General features: G+C 62.2%; 12 protein-coding genes and 1 tRNA gene. 12 read left to right on the forward strand and 1 reads right to left on the reverse strand.

Annotated features, from left to right (window positions below; translation table 11 throughout):
• Positions 1-145: 145 nt before the first annotated feature.
• The 10 genes from leuS to radC all read left to right on the forward strand — a co-directional run bounded on the left by leuS (position 146) and on the right by radC (position 9,727).
• A complete protein-coding gene (gene leuS, locus ACVOLS_RS03815; protein ID WP_481544561.1) occupies positions 146-2,788 on the forward strand; it encodes a leucine--tRNA ligase in 2,643 nt (880 codons plus the stop codon).
• Between the two features lie 91 nt (positions 2,789-2,879).
• Complete coding sequence (locus tag ACVOLS_RS03820; RefSeq protein ID WP_481544562.1) at positions 2,880-3,455, forward strand: LPS-assembly lipoprotein LptE; 576 nt, start codon at positions 2,880-2,882, stop codon at positions 3,453-3,455.
• Between the two features lie 43 nt (positions 3,456-3,498).
• Entirely contained in the window at positions 3,499-4,542 is a 1,044-nt protein-coding gene (holA, locus tag ACVOLS_RS03825) for a DNA polymerase III subunit delta (RefSeq protein WP_481544563.1), read from the forward strand.
• 1 nt (position 4,543) lies between these two features.
• Positions 4,544-5,251 carry a nicotinate-nucleotide adenylyltransferase gene (gene nadD, locus ACVOLS_RS03830; protein WP_481544564.1) on the forward strand — a complete coding sequence of 236 codons (708 nt, stop codon included), beginning with the start codon at positions 4,544-4,546 and terminating at the stop codon, positions 5,249-5,251.
• 60 nt (positions 5,252-5,311) lie between these two features.
• The gene (gene rsfS, locus ACVOLS_RS03835; protein WP_282269796.1) at positions 5,312-5,731 is read left to right on the forward strand and encodes a ribosome silencing factor; all 420 of its coding nucleotides are present in this window, start codon (positions 5,312-5,314) and stop codon (positions 5,729-5,731) included.
• Between the two features lie 81 nt (positions 5,732-5,812).
• A complete protein-coding gene (gene rlmH / locus ACVOLS_RS03840) occupies positions 5,813-6,283 on the forward strand; it encodes a 23S rRNA (pseudouridine(1915)-N(3))-methyltransferase RlmH (RefSeq protein ID WP_282269795.1) in 471 nt (156 codons plus the stop codon).
• A 24-nt stretch (positions 6,284-6,307) separates the two neighbouring features.
• Positions 6,308-6,384: transfer RNA gene (locus tag ACVOLS_RS03845), tRNA-Asn, on the forward strand.
• 221 nt (positions 6,385-6,605) lie between these two features.
• Positions 6,606-7,805 carry a tyrosine-type recombinase/integrase gene (locus ACVOLS_RS03850; RefSeq protein ID WP_001062689.1) on the forward strand — a complete coding sequence of 400 codons (1,200 nt, stop codon included), beginning with the start codon at positions 6,606-6,608 and terminating at the stop codon, positions 7,803-7,805.
• Positions 7,802-8,866, forward strand: coding sequence for a PDDEXK nuclease domain-containing protein (locus ACVOLS_RS03855; protein WP_003092331.1), 1,065 nt, complete (start codon positions 7,802-7,804; stop codon positions 8,864-8,866). Before ACVOLS_RS03850 ends, ACVOLS_RS03855 begins: the two co-directional genes overlap by 4 nt.
• A 351-nt stretch (positions 8,867-9,217) precedes the next feature.
• Entirely contained in the window at positions 9,218-9,727 is a 510-nt protein-coding gene (radC, locus tag ACVOLS_RS03860; RefSeq protein ID WP_003092330.1) for a RadC family protein, read from the forward strand.
• A gap of 66 nt (positions 9,728-9,793) precedes the next feature.
• Here radC and ACVOLS_RS03865 read toward each other — a convergent pair whose 3' ends face one another.
• On the reverse strand, positions 9,794-12,250 hold the full coding sequence (locus ACVOLS_RS03865) for an ATP-binding protein (RefSeq protein WP_001223964.1): 2,457 nt from the start codon (positions 12,248-12,250) through the stop codon (positions 9,794-9,796).
• A 392-nt stretch (positions 12,251-12,642) separates the two neighbouring features.
• Here ACVOLS_RS03865 and ACVOLS_RS03870 point away from each other — a divergent pair, with 392 nt between their 5' ends.
• Both ACVOLS_RS03870 and ACVOLS_RS03875 read left to right on the forward strand, forming a co-directional pair.
• Complete coding sequence (locus ACVOLS_RS03870) at positions 12,643-13,470, forward strand: DUF932 domain-containing protein (protein WP_003092327.1); 828 nt, start codon at positions 12,643-12,645, stop codon at positions 13,468-13,470.
• Positions 13,471-13,550: 80 nt separating this feature from the next.
• On the forward strand, positions 13,551-15,620 hold the full coding sequence (locus ACVOLS_RS03875) for a ParB/RepB/Spo0J family partition protein (RefSeq protein ID WP_000994919.1): 2,070 nt from the start codon (positions 13,551-13,553) through the stop codon (positions 15,618-15,620).

Consider the following 15,620-nt stretch of genomic DNA (forward strand, 5'->3'; position numbering starts at 1 on the left):
GCGCTGGCTTGGAAAACCGGTGGTTTTTTAAAAGCCCTATATTTCAATGACCTGCGGTTGTTGCTTGATGCTGGGCTGCGCCCCGATTGGAGTGCAATGATGCACTGCGGTACCCTTTGCCGCTTTGCCGTTGCCCAGCGTTGACATGTCCAGCGTCGAACCGAATATCTACGATCCCCAGCAGGTTGAAGCCGCCGCCCAGAAATTCTGGGAGGCCGAGAAAGCATTCGAGGTGAACGAAACCTCGGACAAGCCCAAGTTCTACTGCTTGTCGATGCTTCCGTACCCGTCCGGTGCGCTGCACATGGGCCATGTGCGCAACTACACCATTGGCGACGTCATCAGCCGCTACAAGCGCATGACCGGCCATAACGTGCTGCAGCCGATGGGCTGGGATGCGTTCGGTCTTCCGGCCGAAAACGCTGCGATCAAGAACAAGACCGCGCCGGCCAAGTGGACCTACGCCAACATCGGCCACATGCGCAGCCAGCTCAAGTCGCTGGGCTATGCGATCGACTGGTCGCGCGAATTTGCCACCTGCACGCCGGACTACTACGTCCACGAGCAGCGCATGTTCACCCGCCTGATGCGCAAGGGCCTGGCCTACCGCCGCAACTCGGTGGTGAACTGGGACCCGGTCGACAACACCGTGCTGGCCAATGAGCAGGTCATCGACGGCCGCGGCTGGCGTTCCGGTGCACTGGTCGAGAAGCGTGAGATCCCGCAGTGGTTCCTGCGCATCACCGATTACGCCCAGGAATTGCTGGACGGCCTGGACGAGCTGCCGGGTTGGCCGGAGTCGGTCAAGACCATGCAGCGCAACTGGATCGGCCGCTCCGAAGGCCTGGAAATCCAGTTCGACGTGCGTGACGTGGATGGCGCTGCACTGGATCCGCTGCGCGTGTTCACCACCCGCCCGGACACGGTGATGGGCGTCAGCTTCGTCTCCATTGCCGGCGAACACCCGCTGGCCGTGCATGCCGCAAAGAACAACCCGCAGCTGGCCGCCATGCTGGCCGAGCTGAAGCAGGGCGGTGTCTCCGAGGCCGAACTGGAAACCCAGGAAAAGCGCGGCATGGACACCGGCCTGAAGGCCATCCATCCGGTCAGCGGCGAGCAGGTGCCGATCTGGGTCGCCAACTTCGTACTGATGGGCTACGGCACCGGCGCGGTGATGGCCGTTCCGGGCCACGACCAGCGTGATTTCGAGTTCGCCACCAAGTACAAGCTGCCCAAGCTGCAGGTCATCGCGCTGAAGTCGCCGAAGAACGACGACGAGCGCAGCTACGACGACAGCCGCTGGCAGGACTGGTACGGCGACAAGACCCGCGAAACCGAGCTGGTCAATTCGGCCGAATTCGACGGACTGGATTTCCAGGGCGCCTTCGAGGCACTGGCCGAGCGTTTCGAGCGCAAGGCCCAGGGCCAGCGCCGGGTCAATTACCGTCTGCGCGACTGGGGCGTGAGCCGCCAGCGTTACTGGGGCTGCCCGATCCCGGTGATCTACTGCGACAAGTGCGGCGCGGTGCCGGTGCCGGAAGACCAGCTGCCGGTGATCCTGCCCGAGGACGTGACGCTCAACGGCACCGGTTCGCCGATCAAGGCCGACCTGGAATGGCGCAAGACCACCTGCCCGGATTGCGGCGGCGCGGCCGAGCGCGAAACCGATACCTTCGACACCTTCATGGAGTCGAGCTGGTACTACGCCCGCTACACCTCGCCGGGGGCACGCGAGGCGGTGGACAAGCGCGGCAACTATTGGCTGCCGGTCGACCAGTACATCGGTGGCATCGAGCACGCCATCCTGCACCTGATGTACTTCCGTTTCTTCCACAAGCTGATGCGCGATGCGCGCATGGTGGACAGCAACGAGCCGGCGCAGAACCTGCTGTGCCAGGGCATGGTCATCGCTGAAACCTTCTACCGCCAGAACAGCGACGGTTCCAAGGATTGGTTCAACCCGGCCGATGTGGACACGGTGCGCGACGAGCGCGGTCGCATCACCGGCGCGACCCTGCGCGAAGACGGTCAGCCGGTGGTGATCGGTGGCGTCGAGAAGATGTCCAAGTCCAAGAACAACGGCGTCGACCCGCAGACCATGGTGGCCAAGTACGGCGCTGACACCGTGCGCCTGTTCTCGATGTTCGCCGCGCCGCCGGAACAGTCGCTGGAGTGGAACGAGGCCGGTGTCGACGGCATGGCGCGCTTCCTGCGCCGGCTGTGGGCGATGGTGCACAAGCACGCCGCCGATGGCATTGCGCCGGCGCTGGATGTTGCTGCACTGAGCGCCGAGCAGAAGGCGATCCGTCGCAAGACCCACGAAACCATCAGCAAGGTCAGTGACGACTATGGTCGCCGCCACGCCTTCAATACCGCCATCGCCGCGGTGATGGAGCTGCTCAATACCCTGGCCAAGTTCGACGATGCCAGCGCACAGGGCCGTGCAGTGCGCCAGGAAGCCCTGCAGGCGGCAGTGCTGCTGCTGAATCCGATCACCCCGCATGCCTGTCATGCGATGTGGCAGCTGCTGGGCCACGCGCAGACCCTGCTCGAGGACCAGCCGTTCCCGCAGGTGGATACGGCTGCGCTGGTCAAGGATTCGCTGACCCTGGCGGTGCAGGTCAATGGCAAGCTGCGCGGCACCATCGACGTAGCCGCCGATACCTCGCGCGAGCAGATCGAAACCCTGGCCAAGGACGAGCCGAACACGGCCAAGTTCCTGGTCGGGCTGACGATCCGCAAGGTCATCATCGTGCCGGGCAAGATTGTCAATATCGTTGCGGCGTAAGCCGCAACGGGTATCTCAAGTGCAGTTCACGCGGCATCAGGCAGGCTTGCTGCCTGTTGCCGCTCCCGGCCGGCTCCTCCAGACTGTGTGCATGACTCGATACCTGACTGCCCTGATTCTCGCTGCCACCCTCACCGGGTGCGGCTTCCATCTGCGTAACAAGCTCGCGCTGCCTGCCGATATGCCGGCGGTGCAGGTGGATTCAGCGGTGCGTTACAGCGAACTGGTCAAGATCCTCAACCGCGGTCTGCGCTCCTCCGGCGCCACCGTGGTGGAAGCCGGCGACACGCTCGCTGTGGCTGGCAAGACGCCAGGCGTCGCCCGGCTGCTGATCCGCTCCGAGCGTTGGGGTGACCTGCCCATCGCCATCGACGGCCAAGGCCGTGCCCAGGAATACAGCCTGCGCTACGCGGTGGTGTTCTCGTTCCTGCGCCCGGATGGCAGCGTGATCGTGCCGGAACAGGCGGTGGAGCTGTCGCGTGACTATGTGTCGCCGCCGCAGGATTCCACCGGCACCACCACCGAGCGGGAAATCCTTGCCGATGAGTTGCGTCGGGAAATGTCGGCCTCGATCCTGCGTCGTATCGACAGCGTGGTCCGCGCCGATGTGGAGAAAGCCCTGCAGGCACCCAAGCCTGCGGAGGACGCCGCGGGTGAGGTGCACTGAGTTGGCGCGTTCTGGCGCGACGCAGACGCACAGGGGCTGAACAATGGAGCTGCGACCGGAACAACTGGCCAGCCAGATAGCCTCCCAGACGTTGGCGCCGGTGTATCTGATCGCCGGCCCCGAGCTGTTGCGGGTCATTGAAGCCGCCGATGCAGTACGCGCCAAGGCGCGTGCCGATGGCATTGGCGAGCGTGAAGTATTTGATGCTGATGGTCGCGATTTTGATTGGGGGCAGTTGGCTTCCAGCTTCAACGCGCCCAGCCTGTTCAGTGCGCGCCGCTTGGTCGAGGTGCGCCTGCCCAACGGTAAGCCGGGCAAGGAGGGCGCCGAGGTCATCAGCGACTTCTGCGCGCGGCCGGCTCCGGATGTGGTGCTGCTGATCACTGCTGGCGAATGGAGCAAGGCGCACCAGGGCAAGTGGGCCGAGGCAGTCAACAAGGTTGGCGTGCTGTCGGTGGCCTGGGCGATCAAGCCGCATGAGCTGGCGGATTGGATCGAGCGGCGCCTGCGCAGCAAGGGTTTGCGTGCCGATCCTGCTGCCGTGCAACGCTTGAGCGAGCGGGTGGAAGGCAATCTGCTGGCCGCAGCCCAGGAAATCGACAAGTTGGCGTTGTTGGCCGATGGCCAGCCGCTGGATGTTGCCAGGATGGAGTCGCTGGTCGCAGATGCCGCCCGCTACGACGTTTTCAGGTTGAGTGAGGCGGCATTCTCCGGGCAGGCCCAGGCTGTGCTGCGGATGGTGGCTGGTTTGCGTGCCGAGGGTGAGGCGGTGGCAGCATTGATGCCGATCCTGATCCGCGAATTGCTGATCACCGCCGGGCTGGCCCGGGTGCAGGCCAGTGGTGGCAATCTGGCCGCGGAAATGAAATCCAAGGGCATCTGGGAGTCGCGCCAGGCGCCGTTCAAGCGCGCCCTGCAGCGTCACCCCGATCCTCGCCGCTGGGAGCGCTTTGTCGCCGAGGCCTCGCAGGTTGACCGCATGGCCAAGGGGCGGGCTGAAGGCGATCCGTGGCTTGCGCTGGAGCGTCTGCTGGTTGCGTTGGCCGAAGCCCGTGCGGTGCGCCTGCTTGTCCGTGGTGTGCGCTGAAGTGAGTGCTGTGCTGTCGCCGGCAGACGCTGCCGCAGACGACGGCTTGTGGCTGCTGTACGGCGGCACCTTCGATCCGGTTCACAACGGCCATCTGGCCATCGCCCGCTGCGCCGCAGCCGAGCTGCAGGTGCCTGTGCACCTGATGCCCGCCGCCGACCCGCCGCACCGTGCGCCGCCCGGTGCCAATGCCGCCCAGCGCGCGCACATGCTGGCGCTGGCGGTAGCTGGCGAGGCCAATCTGCTGGTAGATACCCGCGAGCTGCAACGCGCTGAGCGCAAGCCCGGTGTGCCATCGTGGACGGTGGACACCCTGCGTGACATCCGTGTCCAGATCGGCCCGCAACGACCCCTGGCGATGCTGATGGGCGCTGACAGCCTGCTCGGCCTGCCGAGCTGGCATGAATGGGAGCATCTGCTGGATCTGGCGCATATCGTGGTGGCTGAACGACCGGGCAGCGGTCTGGATGGCGATCTGCCAGCAGAACTGGCGCAACGCCTGCAAGGGGCCTGGGCCAGCTCGGCGGAGGCTCTGGCCGCCAGCCCGGCTGGACGGGTCTGGCGGCTGCGCCAGCCGCTGCATGCCGAGTCCGCGACGGAGGTGCGTGCCGCCATCGCCAGCGGCGGGCAATGGCGGGATTTGTTGCCTTCGGCGGTGGCCGGGTACATCCTTGCGCAAGGCCTGTATGGCAGTGCCGCGCCGGCGTGAATGCCGGCGGCGGGCATGTTCTCTATAATCGTCCCCCTTAATTCATCGAGTTCTGCTGCTTTGACCACCGAAGCCCAAGTCATCAAGACCCAAATGCCCAGCCCGGCACCCTCCGTACCGGCCCTGCTGGCGTCCGTTCACTCCGCCCTTGAGGAGATCAAGGCCCGGGATGCCGTCGAGCTCGATGTGCGTGGCAAGTCCAGCGTGGCTGACTACATGGTGGTGGTCTCCGGTACCTCCACCCGTCACGTCAAGTCCATCGGTGAGGAAGTGGTGCGCTTTGCCAAGAACCTCGGCGTGATGCCGCTGGGCGTGGAAGGCGAGCGCGAAGCCGAGTGGGTGCTGGTCGACCTGGGTGATGTCATCGTCCACGTCATGCTGCCGCGCGTGCGCGAACTGTATGCGCTGGAGCGTCTGTGGACCGTCGGCGACCAGCCGCGTTCGGCCTACGACGATGAAGACGAGCAGGATGCTGGCTGAGCCTGACGGCCGCAGCTTCTGTTTCTGTGACGGCGCCGCAGGGCGCCGTCTTCGTTTGTGCAGCCTGATAGGAGGCCACGCATGAAAGCCAGACTGATCGCCACCGGCGAACGCGCGCCATCCTGGGTTGCGCAGGGTTTTGCCGAGTACCAGAAGCGGCTGTCGCATTGGTTGCCGCTGGAGTTGGTTGAAATTGAACCGGGCCTGCGCGGCAAGGGCCGCGATCCAAAGCGCGCAATCGAGGACGAGGGCAAGCGGGTATTGGCCGCGCTGCCCAAGAATCCCTATGTGGTGGCCCTGGACGTGCCTGGCAGGCAGCTCAGTTCCGAGCAGTTGGCACAGCGCTTGGAACATTGGCGCACGCAGGGTCGCGATCTGGCGTTCCTGATTGGCGGCCCTGAAGGGCACGCGGCGGAAGTATCTGCGGTGGCTGATGAGAAGTGGTCGATAGGCCCGCTGACCTTGCCGCATATGCTGGTTCGGCTTGTTGTAGCCGAGCAGTTGTATCGCGCAGCAGCGATGTTGGCCAATCACCCCTACCATCGCGCGTAATTAACGTATAGAATGCGCCTCCCCGCCCGAATAGCTCAGCCGGTTAGAGCACTTGACTGTTAATCAGGGGGTCGTTGGTTCGAGTCCAACTTCGGGCGCCAAGATTTGATTGAAGACCCGCATCGCGAGATGCGGGTCTTTTTTTGTTTCACGATGACTCCAGCCCGGTAGTTCGCTGGACTGCGACGTAGCCCGATACAGCAGGTTTATCAATAGCTTACGCGCTTCCATCATATGCCGGTGCTTTCTGAAACTTGACCCGGTTCTCCCTCGCGCCGCTCCTATCTGGCTCCTGGAATCCGGGTCGTTCCAAGGAGTCATCATGGCAAAGATCAAGCTCACCAAGACCGCCGTAGAGTCGGCGCAACCCCAGGCGAAGGACATCGAACTACGGGATACCGTCGTGCCCGGCTTCCTTTGCAAGATTACCTCGACGGGACGCCGGGTGTTCATGCTCCAGTACCGCACGAACTCTGGCCAGCCCCGCAAGCCCTCGCTGGGACTCTACGGGGAGCTAACCGTCGAACAGGCGCGGGTCAAAGCGCAGGACTGGCTGGCCGAGGTTCGCCGGGGTGGTGATCCCGGCGGTGCCAAGGCCGAGGCGCGCAAGGCGCCCACGATGGCCGAGTTGTGCAAAAAGTTCATGGAGGACTACTCCAAGAAGCGCAACAAGGTCAGCACGCAGGACGGCTACCAGGGCGTCATCGACCGCAACATCATCCCGCTGCTGGGCCGCAAGAAGGTGCATGACGTGAAGCGGCCCGACATTGCGGGGCTCATGGAAAAGCTGGCCTACAAGCCGACCGAGGCCAACAAGACCTTCGGCGTGCTGCGCAAGATGTTCAACTTGGCCGAAGTCTGGGGCTTCCGCCCGGACGGCACGAATCCGTGCCGCCACGTCCCGATGTACCCGCCGGGCAAGGAAACCCGGCTCATCGTGGACGAGGAAATGGTGCGGATCTTCCGCCAGTTGGAGAAACTGGAGGCGGAGGGGCTGGAGAACTACGTCATCCCGTTGGCGATCCGGCTGCAATTCGAGTTTGCGGCGCGGCGCTCCGAAATCTGCCCGCTCGAATGGAGCTGGCTGGACTTCGAGAACCGGCGCGTGGTGTGGCCCGACAGCAAGGTTGGCGGCATTTCCAAGCCCATGAGCGAGGAAGCCTATCGGCTGCTTTCGACGGCGCCGCGTCTGGAAGGCTGCCCTTACGTCCTGCCGTCGCCGAACGACCCGGCCAAGCACCTGACCTTTGGCGAGCACTATGGCGGCTGGTGCCGGACGCTCAAGGCCGCCAGCGTGCCGCACGTAGGCACGCACGGCATCCGTCATCGCTCGACCACCGACATTGCCAATTCCGGTGTGCCGACCAAAGTGGGAATGAAGCTGACGGGCCACAAGACCGTGGCGATGTTCATGCACTACGTCCACACCGAGGACAAGCCGGTGCGCGAGGCGGCCGAGCTGGTGGCCAGCCGCCGCCAAGCCATCACGGGCGCGCGGCAGCTTGCGGAGGCGGTGGCATGAACGGGCGCCGGCCATCAGCAGCATCGCTCGCAGCGCCCGCGGCGCTGCTGGGCGACATTCGGGCACTGATCGAGGCGGCGCGCTTGCGCGCCGCCTCGACGGTGAATAGCGAGCTTACGATGCTCTACTGGCGCATCGGCCAACGCATCCACACGCAGGTCTTGGACAGGCGCCGGGGCGCCTACGGCAAGGAAGTTCTGCCCACCTTGGCTGCGCAGTTGGTGGAGGAGTACGGCAGCAGCTTTGCAGAGCAGAACTTGCGCCGCATGGTGCAGTTCGCCGCCACCTTCCCCGACGAGCGAATTCTCGTATCACTGATACGAGAATTGAGCTGGACGCACTTCATCGCCCTGATGCCGCTGAAAGACCCGCTCCAGCGGGACTACTACGCACAGATGGCCAGCACCCAACGCTGGAGCGTGCGGACGCTGCGCGAGCGTATCGACTCGATGCTGTACGAGCGCACGGCGCTTTCCCAAAAGCCGGAAGAAACCATAGCGCAGGAGTTGGCGACCCTGCGCGATGCGCAGCGCATGTCGCCGGCCCTGGTCATGCGCGACCCGTACATCCTCGACTTCCTGGGCCTGCGGGACACTTGGCAGGAAGGCGACTTGGAAGCGGCGATCATCCGTGAAATGGAGTCCTTCCTGCTGGAGCTGGGCGCGGGCTTCTCATTCGTCGCCCGGCAGAAGCGCATTCCGATCGACGACGAGGATTTCCACCTTGACCTTCTGTTCTACAACCGCAAGCTGCGGCGGCTGGTTGCGGTGGAGTTGAAGGTAGGTGACTTCAAGGCGGCCTACAAAGGGCAGATGGAGCTTTACCTTCGGTGGCTAGACAAGCACGAACGGGAGCCGGAGGAAGCCTCGCCGCTCGGGATCATCCTTTGCACCGGCAAGAAGCGCGAGCAGATCGAATTGCTGGAGCTGGACAAGTCCGGCATCCACGTTGCCGAGTATCTGACCGCCTTGCCGCCGAGGGGCGTGCTGGTGGAGCGGCTGCAACAGGCAACGCAACGGGCGCAGTTGCAAATCGAGCAGCGCAAGACGGACAACGAGTAGTCCTGTCCCAAGCAGTCGGGCGTCCCGGCGTGCCGCCGTCGCGCTGTCGTGCTGCGCATCGAGCTTCGCTGCGCGAGTCTCGCCCCTGTCGGGCTTCCATCACTGACGCCTCCGTCCCGGCTCGTTGATCCGGGCCTGCGCGCTCCGCTTGCCAAAAATCGACTCTGTGCAGTGGGCGGGTGTGGGCGGTCTTGCTGTTCCCTTCACCGTATCACGGCGTTCTCGCCGTCAAGGGCGGCGCGCGCCATGCGCGCTTGCGTCCTGGCGGCCGTCTGCGACCCCTGACTGCTTGCGCTGCGCCGTGCTGCCGCCGGTTCCGGGCAATTCCGCCCGAGCAACCGGAGCACGATCATGTCGCAACTGTCCTTTCCCTCGTTCGATTCCTGTCTGCTGGTGCGCGACGCGCACGGGCGCTATCTACCGGCATCGGCCGACGACATTCTGGAAGCTGCGCGCCAGGTCATTGACCGGAAAATGCGGCGCGGAGCAGAGTTCACTTCGCCGGCGGCGGTCAAGGAATACTTGCGTACAAAGTTGGCCAGCTTCGAGCATGAGGTGTTCGTAGTGCTGTTCATGGATACGCGCCATCGTCTGATCGAATACAGGGAGATGTTCCACGGCACTATTGACGGTGCGTCGGTGTATCCGCGCGAAGTGGTCAAGGAGGCGCTGCGGCTCAATGCGGCGGCGGTCGTCGTTTCGCACAACCATCCGAGCGGAAACCCCGAGCCGAGCGCGGCTGACCGGGCGCTGACCCAGCGGCTCAAGGAAGCGTTGGGTCTGGTGGACGTGCGCGTGCTCGATCACATCATCGTTGCGGGCAACGAAACGGCATCGTTCGCCGAGCATGGGCTGATCTAGCCCAAGGGGCTTCGGCCCCTTTTTGCTGCGCCTGGTGGCATAGCTATGGCCCTCGCGGCCTGATGCTCAGGCCGTCGCAACCTGAATCATCTCGTCGTAATGTTTCTTGTCCACCTCTTCCAGCCACTGGAAGATGTTCCCGATGACGCTGTGGCTTTCGCCTGCCAAGTTTTCTGCGGATTCCTCTGTTATCTCAATAACGTCGCTATGTGAATACTTATTGATAAAGCGGTAGATTTTTTCTTTAAGCTCTGGTGTCGTGATGGTGCAATCTTTTAGGCCAGCCTCCATCAATTGACTAATGTCGCTTCGACGCCTTGGATATTTGAAGGTGAAAAACGATTCAACAAGCTTTCGGGCGAGGTTGGCGGTCAAGAACGCCTCATCTCGATTGAGTGTTGTGTGCGCCCTATATTCGTAGAGCTTCTTGAAGATATAGTGGTACTCGGAACCGTAGTTCTTGAGTGAGTCGTCGGCATCCACAAGTAGGGAGTGACGAGGGGAGCCAGGTGGCGCATCCAGGCGATAAAAGAAGCAATTCTCGGCGTTGCCTTTTTTGACTCGATTCCTATTGGTGCCAGTGAACCAGTCTCTCACTAGCTTAAAGTAAGTGAAGTTGTGAGTCAGCACAAAAAGTTGCTTGGCTTCAGTGCATTGCGTTCTCAAAAACGAGTAGGCGTGAAACAAGTGATTAGAATCAAAGCTTGAGACCGGATCGTCAACGACGACGATCGTATCCTTGATGTTATTTCCATTTTCTTTGAGCTTCGTGATGAAATAGACAAATGCAATCGCAGTTTTCTCACCTTCGCTCAAATTCCCATCGTGCTCACCAACCCCGTTTCTGATGATCTCATAGCCTTTCTTCTTCTGATTGAAGTTCAGGCAAAGCTCAGAGCGGCCAATGAAGCGATGCAGGATGTCATTGAACTCCTTTGCCCCGACCGTTTCATTCGAGAGCGCCGCTTCTATGGCTCCGACCTCTAGACTAATTTTTTCAATTTCCTTATGGTCGTTCTTTGCTTCTGACTCAAGGTCATTGCACTTCTTCTCACTTCCAGCATAGTCAAACTCTTGCACCTCAGCCGCAGCAAAGTGAAGCTCCAGTGCCACCTTGCTTTTTGAGGTCTCAGATTTGAAATTTGAAGTCTTATTGTTGTGCTTTCCAACGAGAGCAACAATCGATTTCAGGATGTCATTGAAATTGGTGACATCGTCTTCAACCACATCCGAGATCTGAATGTCTGTCTTCCCAGGGTCTGTGATCTTGGCCTTCAGGGCTTCCCGCCAGGCGTCGATTTGCTGGTCGATCTTTTCAGCAGCAGTTGCGTAGTCCTTTTGAAGCTTCTCTGCCTCGGCCGATAGTTCTTTATAAAACTCGGTCGATGCGGGAAACTGATTAGCTGGAGCGCCTTGAGATTCAATCCATGTCGCCGCGTTCTGAAGTCGGCTCTGAAACTCCGTGAACTCCTTGCTGAAGTGGGCAGCAAGCGCCTCGGCACGAAGCTGGGCGAACGGAGAGCCGCAGAACTCGCAGGATTGCGAGTCGTGGTTTTTATGGATTTCCAAGCCTGCTTGAACCCATTCGCGGATTTCCGGGTTATCGGTCAGCCGCTGGATTGCTTGATTGACCGCCGTAGTCCCAATCAAATCTCTGATGCGGCCCGCCGCTTTCTTAAAGTAGTCCGGCTCAATGGCCGTTGAGGCGAAAGCAATGCTTGGAAGCTGATCTGGCTTGGCGGCATTCGTAAGGTCGATAACCCTCTCATCTGGAAGAACCGACTCCGCCTTGATAATTGTCTCGCCGTTATTCTGTATGAAGTTGAAGAGCTTGCGGCGGTCGTAATTCAAGTAATAACTGTCGCTCGTATCAATCGCCTGAAGTCCAAGCTTCATTTTCTTGGCAGCATTGGTCAGGAACTTCTCTAATGCCTCACGCTGCTTCTTGATATCGCTTTGCTTGTCGTCGTGAGCCTTCTTTTTCGACTGAAGCTCGCTCTTCAGCTTCTCCAGCTTCTGCAAGTCATCAATCTTCTCTTTCGCAATAAGAAGGATGCTCTTTACGGATTTGTCCCAATCAATGTTCTCATGCACGAAGCGTTGATTGAAAACATGAATATTCAATTGGGATGAGTGGAGTGTGGATTCCGTGATCGTTGAGCCATCCTCCAGAACTACTGAAAATTGGCCCGTGCTGAAGCGGGGAACCATCGAGCGAAGCTCAAAGCAAGAGAATAGATTCGATAACGTTGACTTGCCTGTTCCATTCCAACCATAGACCAGGTTGTACCGGCCGAACTTTTGGATCTTCGTTCCATTGAAGTCGCTGAAGATTCCGAACTGTTTGAGGCGGTTGATGCAGACAATCATCTCTATATCTCCGTGTTCTTGCTTTCCCATCATTTGCTTGCGAAACAAATGGTAAACGAAGAGTCCTCTTGCGTCTCCGCTTCGCGGATCGCGCTGCTCCAGGTTCGCTAGTCGCTCATCCCTGGCGGGACTGGCTTCGCCAGCCTTCCGCATCGCTGACGCCTACGGCCCGGCTTCCAGCTTCGGGCCTGCGCGCTTCGCTTGCGTGCGGTCAGCACAAAGGGATGGCCGTTGCCTTGTCCAGCCGTCTCCCCTGACTTCATCACCTTACCCGCGACCGTAGCCCGCGACCGTGTGCCGTCAAGGCGCGCAGGGCCGTGTCCTCGGCTGCGCCTGCGGGCCGCACCAACCCTGCGCTTGGCTCCTTGACGGCCCCCGTCCGCGCGCTCCTTTGGGCGCGGGCGATGAACTCAGGAAAGACGGTGGCAACAGGGCCAACCGGGTTCCTCGTGCCGACCGCACCAAACAGCCGAAAGGCTGGGCTCCGAATCTAGAAATCCGGTGTGCGGTGTGAACAGCAAACCTCTTTTGTCAGGAGAAAGACCATGCAACTCGCATCCCGTTTCGCTTTCCGCTCCCCCTCGCTGCGCAGCGATTACCCGCTGTCCGACGACCAGATTCACCGCGTGGCCCCGTCCATCTTCGCGGATGCCCCGCACGAGAGCCGTTCGCAGCGGTACGCCTATATCCCCACCGCCGCCGTGCTGACCGAGCTTCGCAAAGAAGGCTTCCAGCCTTTCATGGTGACGCAAACCCGCGTGCGCGACGAAGGCAAGCGCGAGCACACCAAACACATGATTCGCTTGCGCCATGCCAGCCAGATCAACGGCGCGGAGGCCAACGAAATCGTGCTGCTGAACTCGCACGACGGCACCAGCAGCTATCAGATGCTGGCCGGAATGTTCCGGTTCGTGTGCAGCAATGGCCTTGTCTGCGGCAACACCGTGGCCGATGTGCGAGTGCCCCATAAAGGCGACGTGGCCGGTCTGGTCATTGAGGGGGCTTACGAAGTCTTGAGCGGTTTCGATCGGGTGAAGGAATCGCGCGATGCCATGCGCGGCATCACCTTGGACGATGGCGAATCCGAAGTGTTCGCCCGCGCCGCGCTCGCCCTCAAGTACGACGACCCCGACAAGCCCGCGCCCATCACGGAATCGCAAATCCTGATGCCGCGCCGCTTCGACGACCGCCGCCCCGACCTGTGGAGCGTGTTCAACCGCACCCAAGAAAACCTGACCCAAGGCGGGCTGCGTGGCCGCAGCGCCAACGGGCGCCGACAGCAAACCCGCCCGGTGCAGGGCATCGACCAAAACATCCGACTAAATCGCGCCCTCTGGCTGCTGGCCGATGGCATGCGCCAGTTGAAAGCCTGAATCCCCACGCGGCAGGGGCAGGCAGCAGCCCTTGTCGCTTTCTTCGCTGCTGCATCCCTGAACCGATAGGAGTTATCACCATGAACGCCGTTACCCAAACCGAAGCCCGCGCCATCAACACCGCCGCCGCTATCCCGCTGGAAGCCGCTGATCCGACCAAGAACCTGATTCTGGTTCCGCTGTCGCGGCTGGTGTCGCGTCCCACTGGCCGCAACGTGCGCAAGACCCCGCGCATGTCCATTCCCGAACTCGCCGCCAGCATCCAGCGTGTCGGCCTGCTGCAAAACCTCATCGTGATTGCCGCCGCCGATGGCGAGCATTACGAGGTCGTGGCCGGTGACCGTCGCCTCGCAGCGTTGAAGCTGCTGGCGAAAAAGCACCGCATTAGCAAGGAATGGGAGGTGCCTTGCCTGCTGGTGGCCGATGGCACCGCCCGCACGGCCAGCCTCACCGAGAACGTGCAGCGCGAAGCCATGCACCCCGCCGACCAGTTCGAGGCGTTCGCCGCGCTCGTGGCCGAAGGCCGCAGCATCGAGGACATTGCAGCGGATTTCAGCGTCACGCCGCTGGTGGTGCAGCGCCGTCTGAAACTCGCCAACGTGTCGCCGCGCCTGCTGGCCGACTACCGGGCCGAGGCCGTGAGCCTTGACCAGTTGATGGCCCTCGCCATCACCGACGACCATGCTGCGCAGGAAGCCGCGTTCTACGATGCGCCCACATGGCAGCGCGGCCCGCACAACCTGCGCGACCGCCTGACCGAACGCGAAATCGACGCCTACCGGCATCCGCTGGTGCGCTTTGTCGGGCTGGACGGCTACGAGCAGGAAGGCGGTGGCATCCGCCGCGACCTGTTCGCGGAGGGCGACAAAGGCGTGTATCTGACCGATGCCGCACTGCTGGAACGGCTGGCGCAGGACAAGCTGGCAGGTATCGCCGCCAAGGTGCAGGCCGAGGGCTGGGCGTGGGTGGATGCCACGCCGGGCATGACCCATGCCGATCTGCAAGCCTTCCAGCGTGCGCCAAGGGAACGCCGCAGTCCGAACAAGCGCGACGCGCAGCGCATCGAGAAGCTGCAAACCAAGCTGCACGAACTGGCCGAGGCGGTGGATGCCGCGCTGGACGACGAGGACGAGGAAAAGGCCGATGCCTTGCAGGAAGAAGGCGAACGCCTGGGCGAGCAGTTGCAGGCGCTGGAAGATGGCTTGCTGGACTATGCGGCCAACGTGAAGGCCGCAGCCGGTGCCATTGTCACCATCGACCGCGACGGGCAGGCCGCGATTCATCGCGGGCTGCTGCGCGAAGCGGAGGCCAAGGCACTGCGCACGCTGGAGCGGCTGCGGCAGGGTTTCGGCAGCGAAGGCGAAGCCGCGAACGAGGACGCAGGCGAGGACGACGAGCAGCCCAAGACCGCCGCCATGTCTGACCGACTGGCGCAGCGGTTGAGCGCGCACCGTACCGCTGCGCTGCAAATCGAAGTTGCACGGCATCCGCAAGCAGCGCTGGCCGCCGTGGTGCATGGCATGGTGCAGACCGTCTTGCAGGAAAGGCACTACGGGCACGACCTGCCGCTGGGTGTGCGCCTCACGGTGCAAGACCGGCTGGAAGGCATGGCCCCGGACTGGCCGGAATCACCCGCCGCCGTGGCGCTGCGCGAACTGCAACAGGTGGCAGGCGAAACCTTGCCGGAGGACAGCGCCGAACTGTTCGCCGCGCTGCTGGCGAAATCACAGGATGAACTGGTGCGGCTGTTGGCCGTGTGCTTAGCTTCCACGGTGGACGTGGTGACGCCTCGCGCCACGCCGCACCAGCCCGGCGCGGAACTGGCGCAGGCCGTGGGGCTGGATATGGCCGCGTGGTGGCAGCCCACCAATGAGGGTTACTTCCGGCATGTGCCGAAGGCCGCGATTCTGGAAGCCGTTGGCGGGTTCGCGCCCTCGCACGTCACCCGACTGGCGAAGTTGAAGAAGGGCGACATTGCCAGCGAAGCCGAACGGCTGGCCGCTGGCACCGGCTGGATGCCCGCCATCTTCCGCTCCGAAGGCCCGCAGCAGACCGGGCAGGACGCGCCGGCGGATGGCGAAGCCGAAGCACAGGAAGAAGTGGCCGCCGTGGCGGATGACCAGCCGCAGGCCGAGGCTTTGGCCGCGTGA

The organism is Stenotrophomonas sp. STEN038 (assembly GCF_056759895.1).

Bases quoted from the DNA above. Each gene is read 5' to 3' on its own strand.
- ACVOLS_RS03850 (WP_001062689.1), top strand. From the start codon at position 6,606: ATGGCAAAGATCAAGCTCACCAAGACCGCCGTAGAGTCGGCGCAACCC.
- leuS (WP_481544561.1), top strand. From the start codon at position 146: ATGTCCAGCGTCGAACCGAATATCTACGATCCCCAGCAGGTTGAAGCC.
- ACVOLS_RS03820 (WP_481544562.1), top strand. From the start codon at position 2,880: ATGACTCGATACCTGACTGCCCTGATTCTCGCTGCCACCCTCACCGGG.
- ACVOLS_RS03870 (WP_003092327.1), top strand. From the start codon at position 12,643: ATGCAACTCGCATCCCGTTTCGCTTTCCGCTCCCCCTCGCTGCGCAGC.
- ACVOLS_RS03865 (WP_001223964.1), bottom strand. From the start codon at position 12,250: ATGCGGAAGGCTGGCGAAGCCAGTCCCGCCAGGGATGAGCGACTAGCG.
- ACVOLS_RS03855 (WP_003092331.1), top strand. From the start codon at position 7,802: ATGAACGGGCGCCGGCCATCAGCAGCATCGCTCGCAGCGCCCGCGGCG.
- ACVOLS_RS03875 (WP_000994919.1), top strand. From the start codon at position 13,551: ATGAACGCCGTTACCCAAACCGAAGCCCGCGCCATCAACACCGCCGCC.
- holA (WP_481544563.1), top strand. From the start codon at position 3,499: ATGGAGCTGCGACCGGAACAACTGGCCAGCCAGATAGCCTCCCAGACG.
- radC (WP_003092330.1), top strand. From the start codon at position 9,218: ATGTCGCAACTGTCCTTTCCCTCGTTCGATTCCTGTCTGCTGGTGCGC.
- rlmH (WP_282269795.1), top strand. From the start codon at position 5,813: ATGAAAGCCAGACTGATCGCCACCGGCGAACGCGCGCCATCCTGGGTT.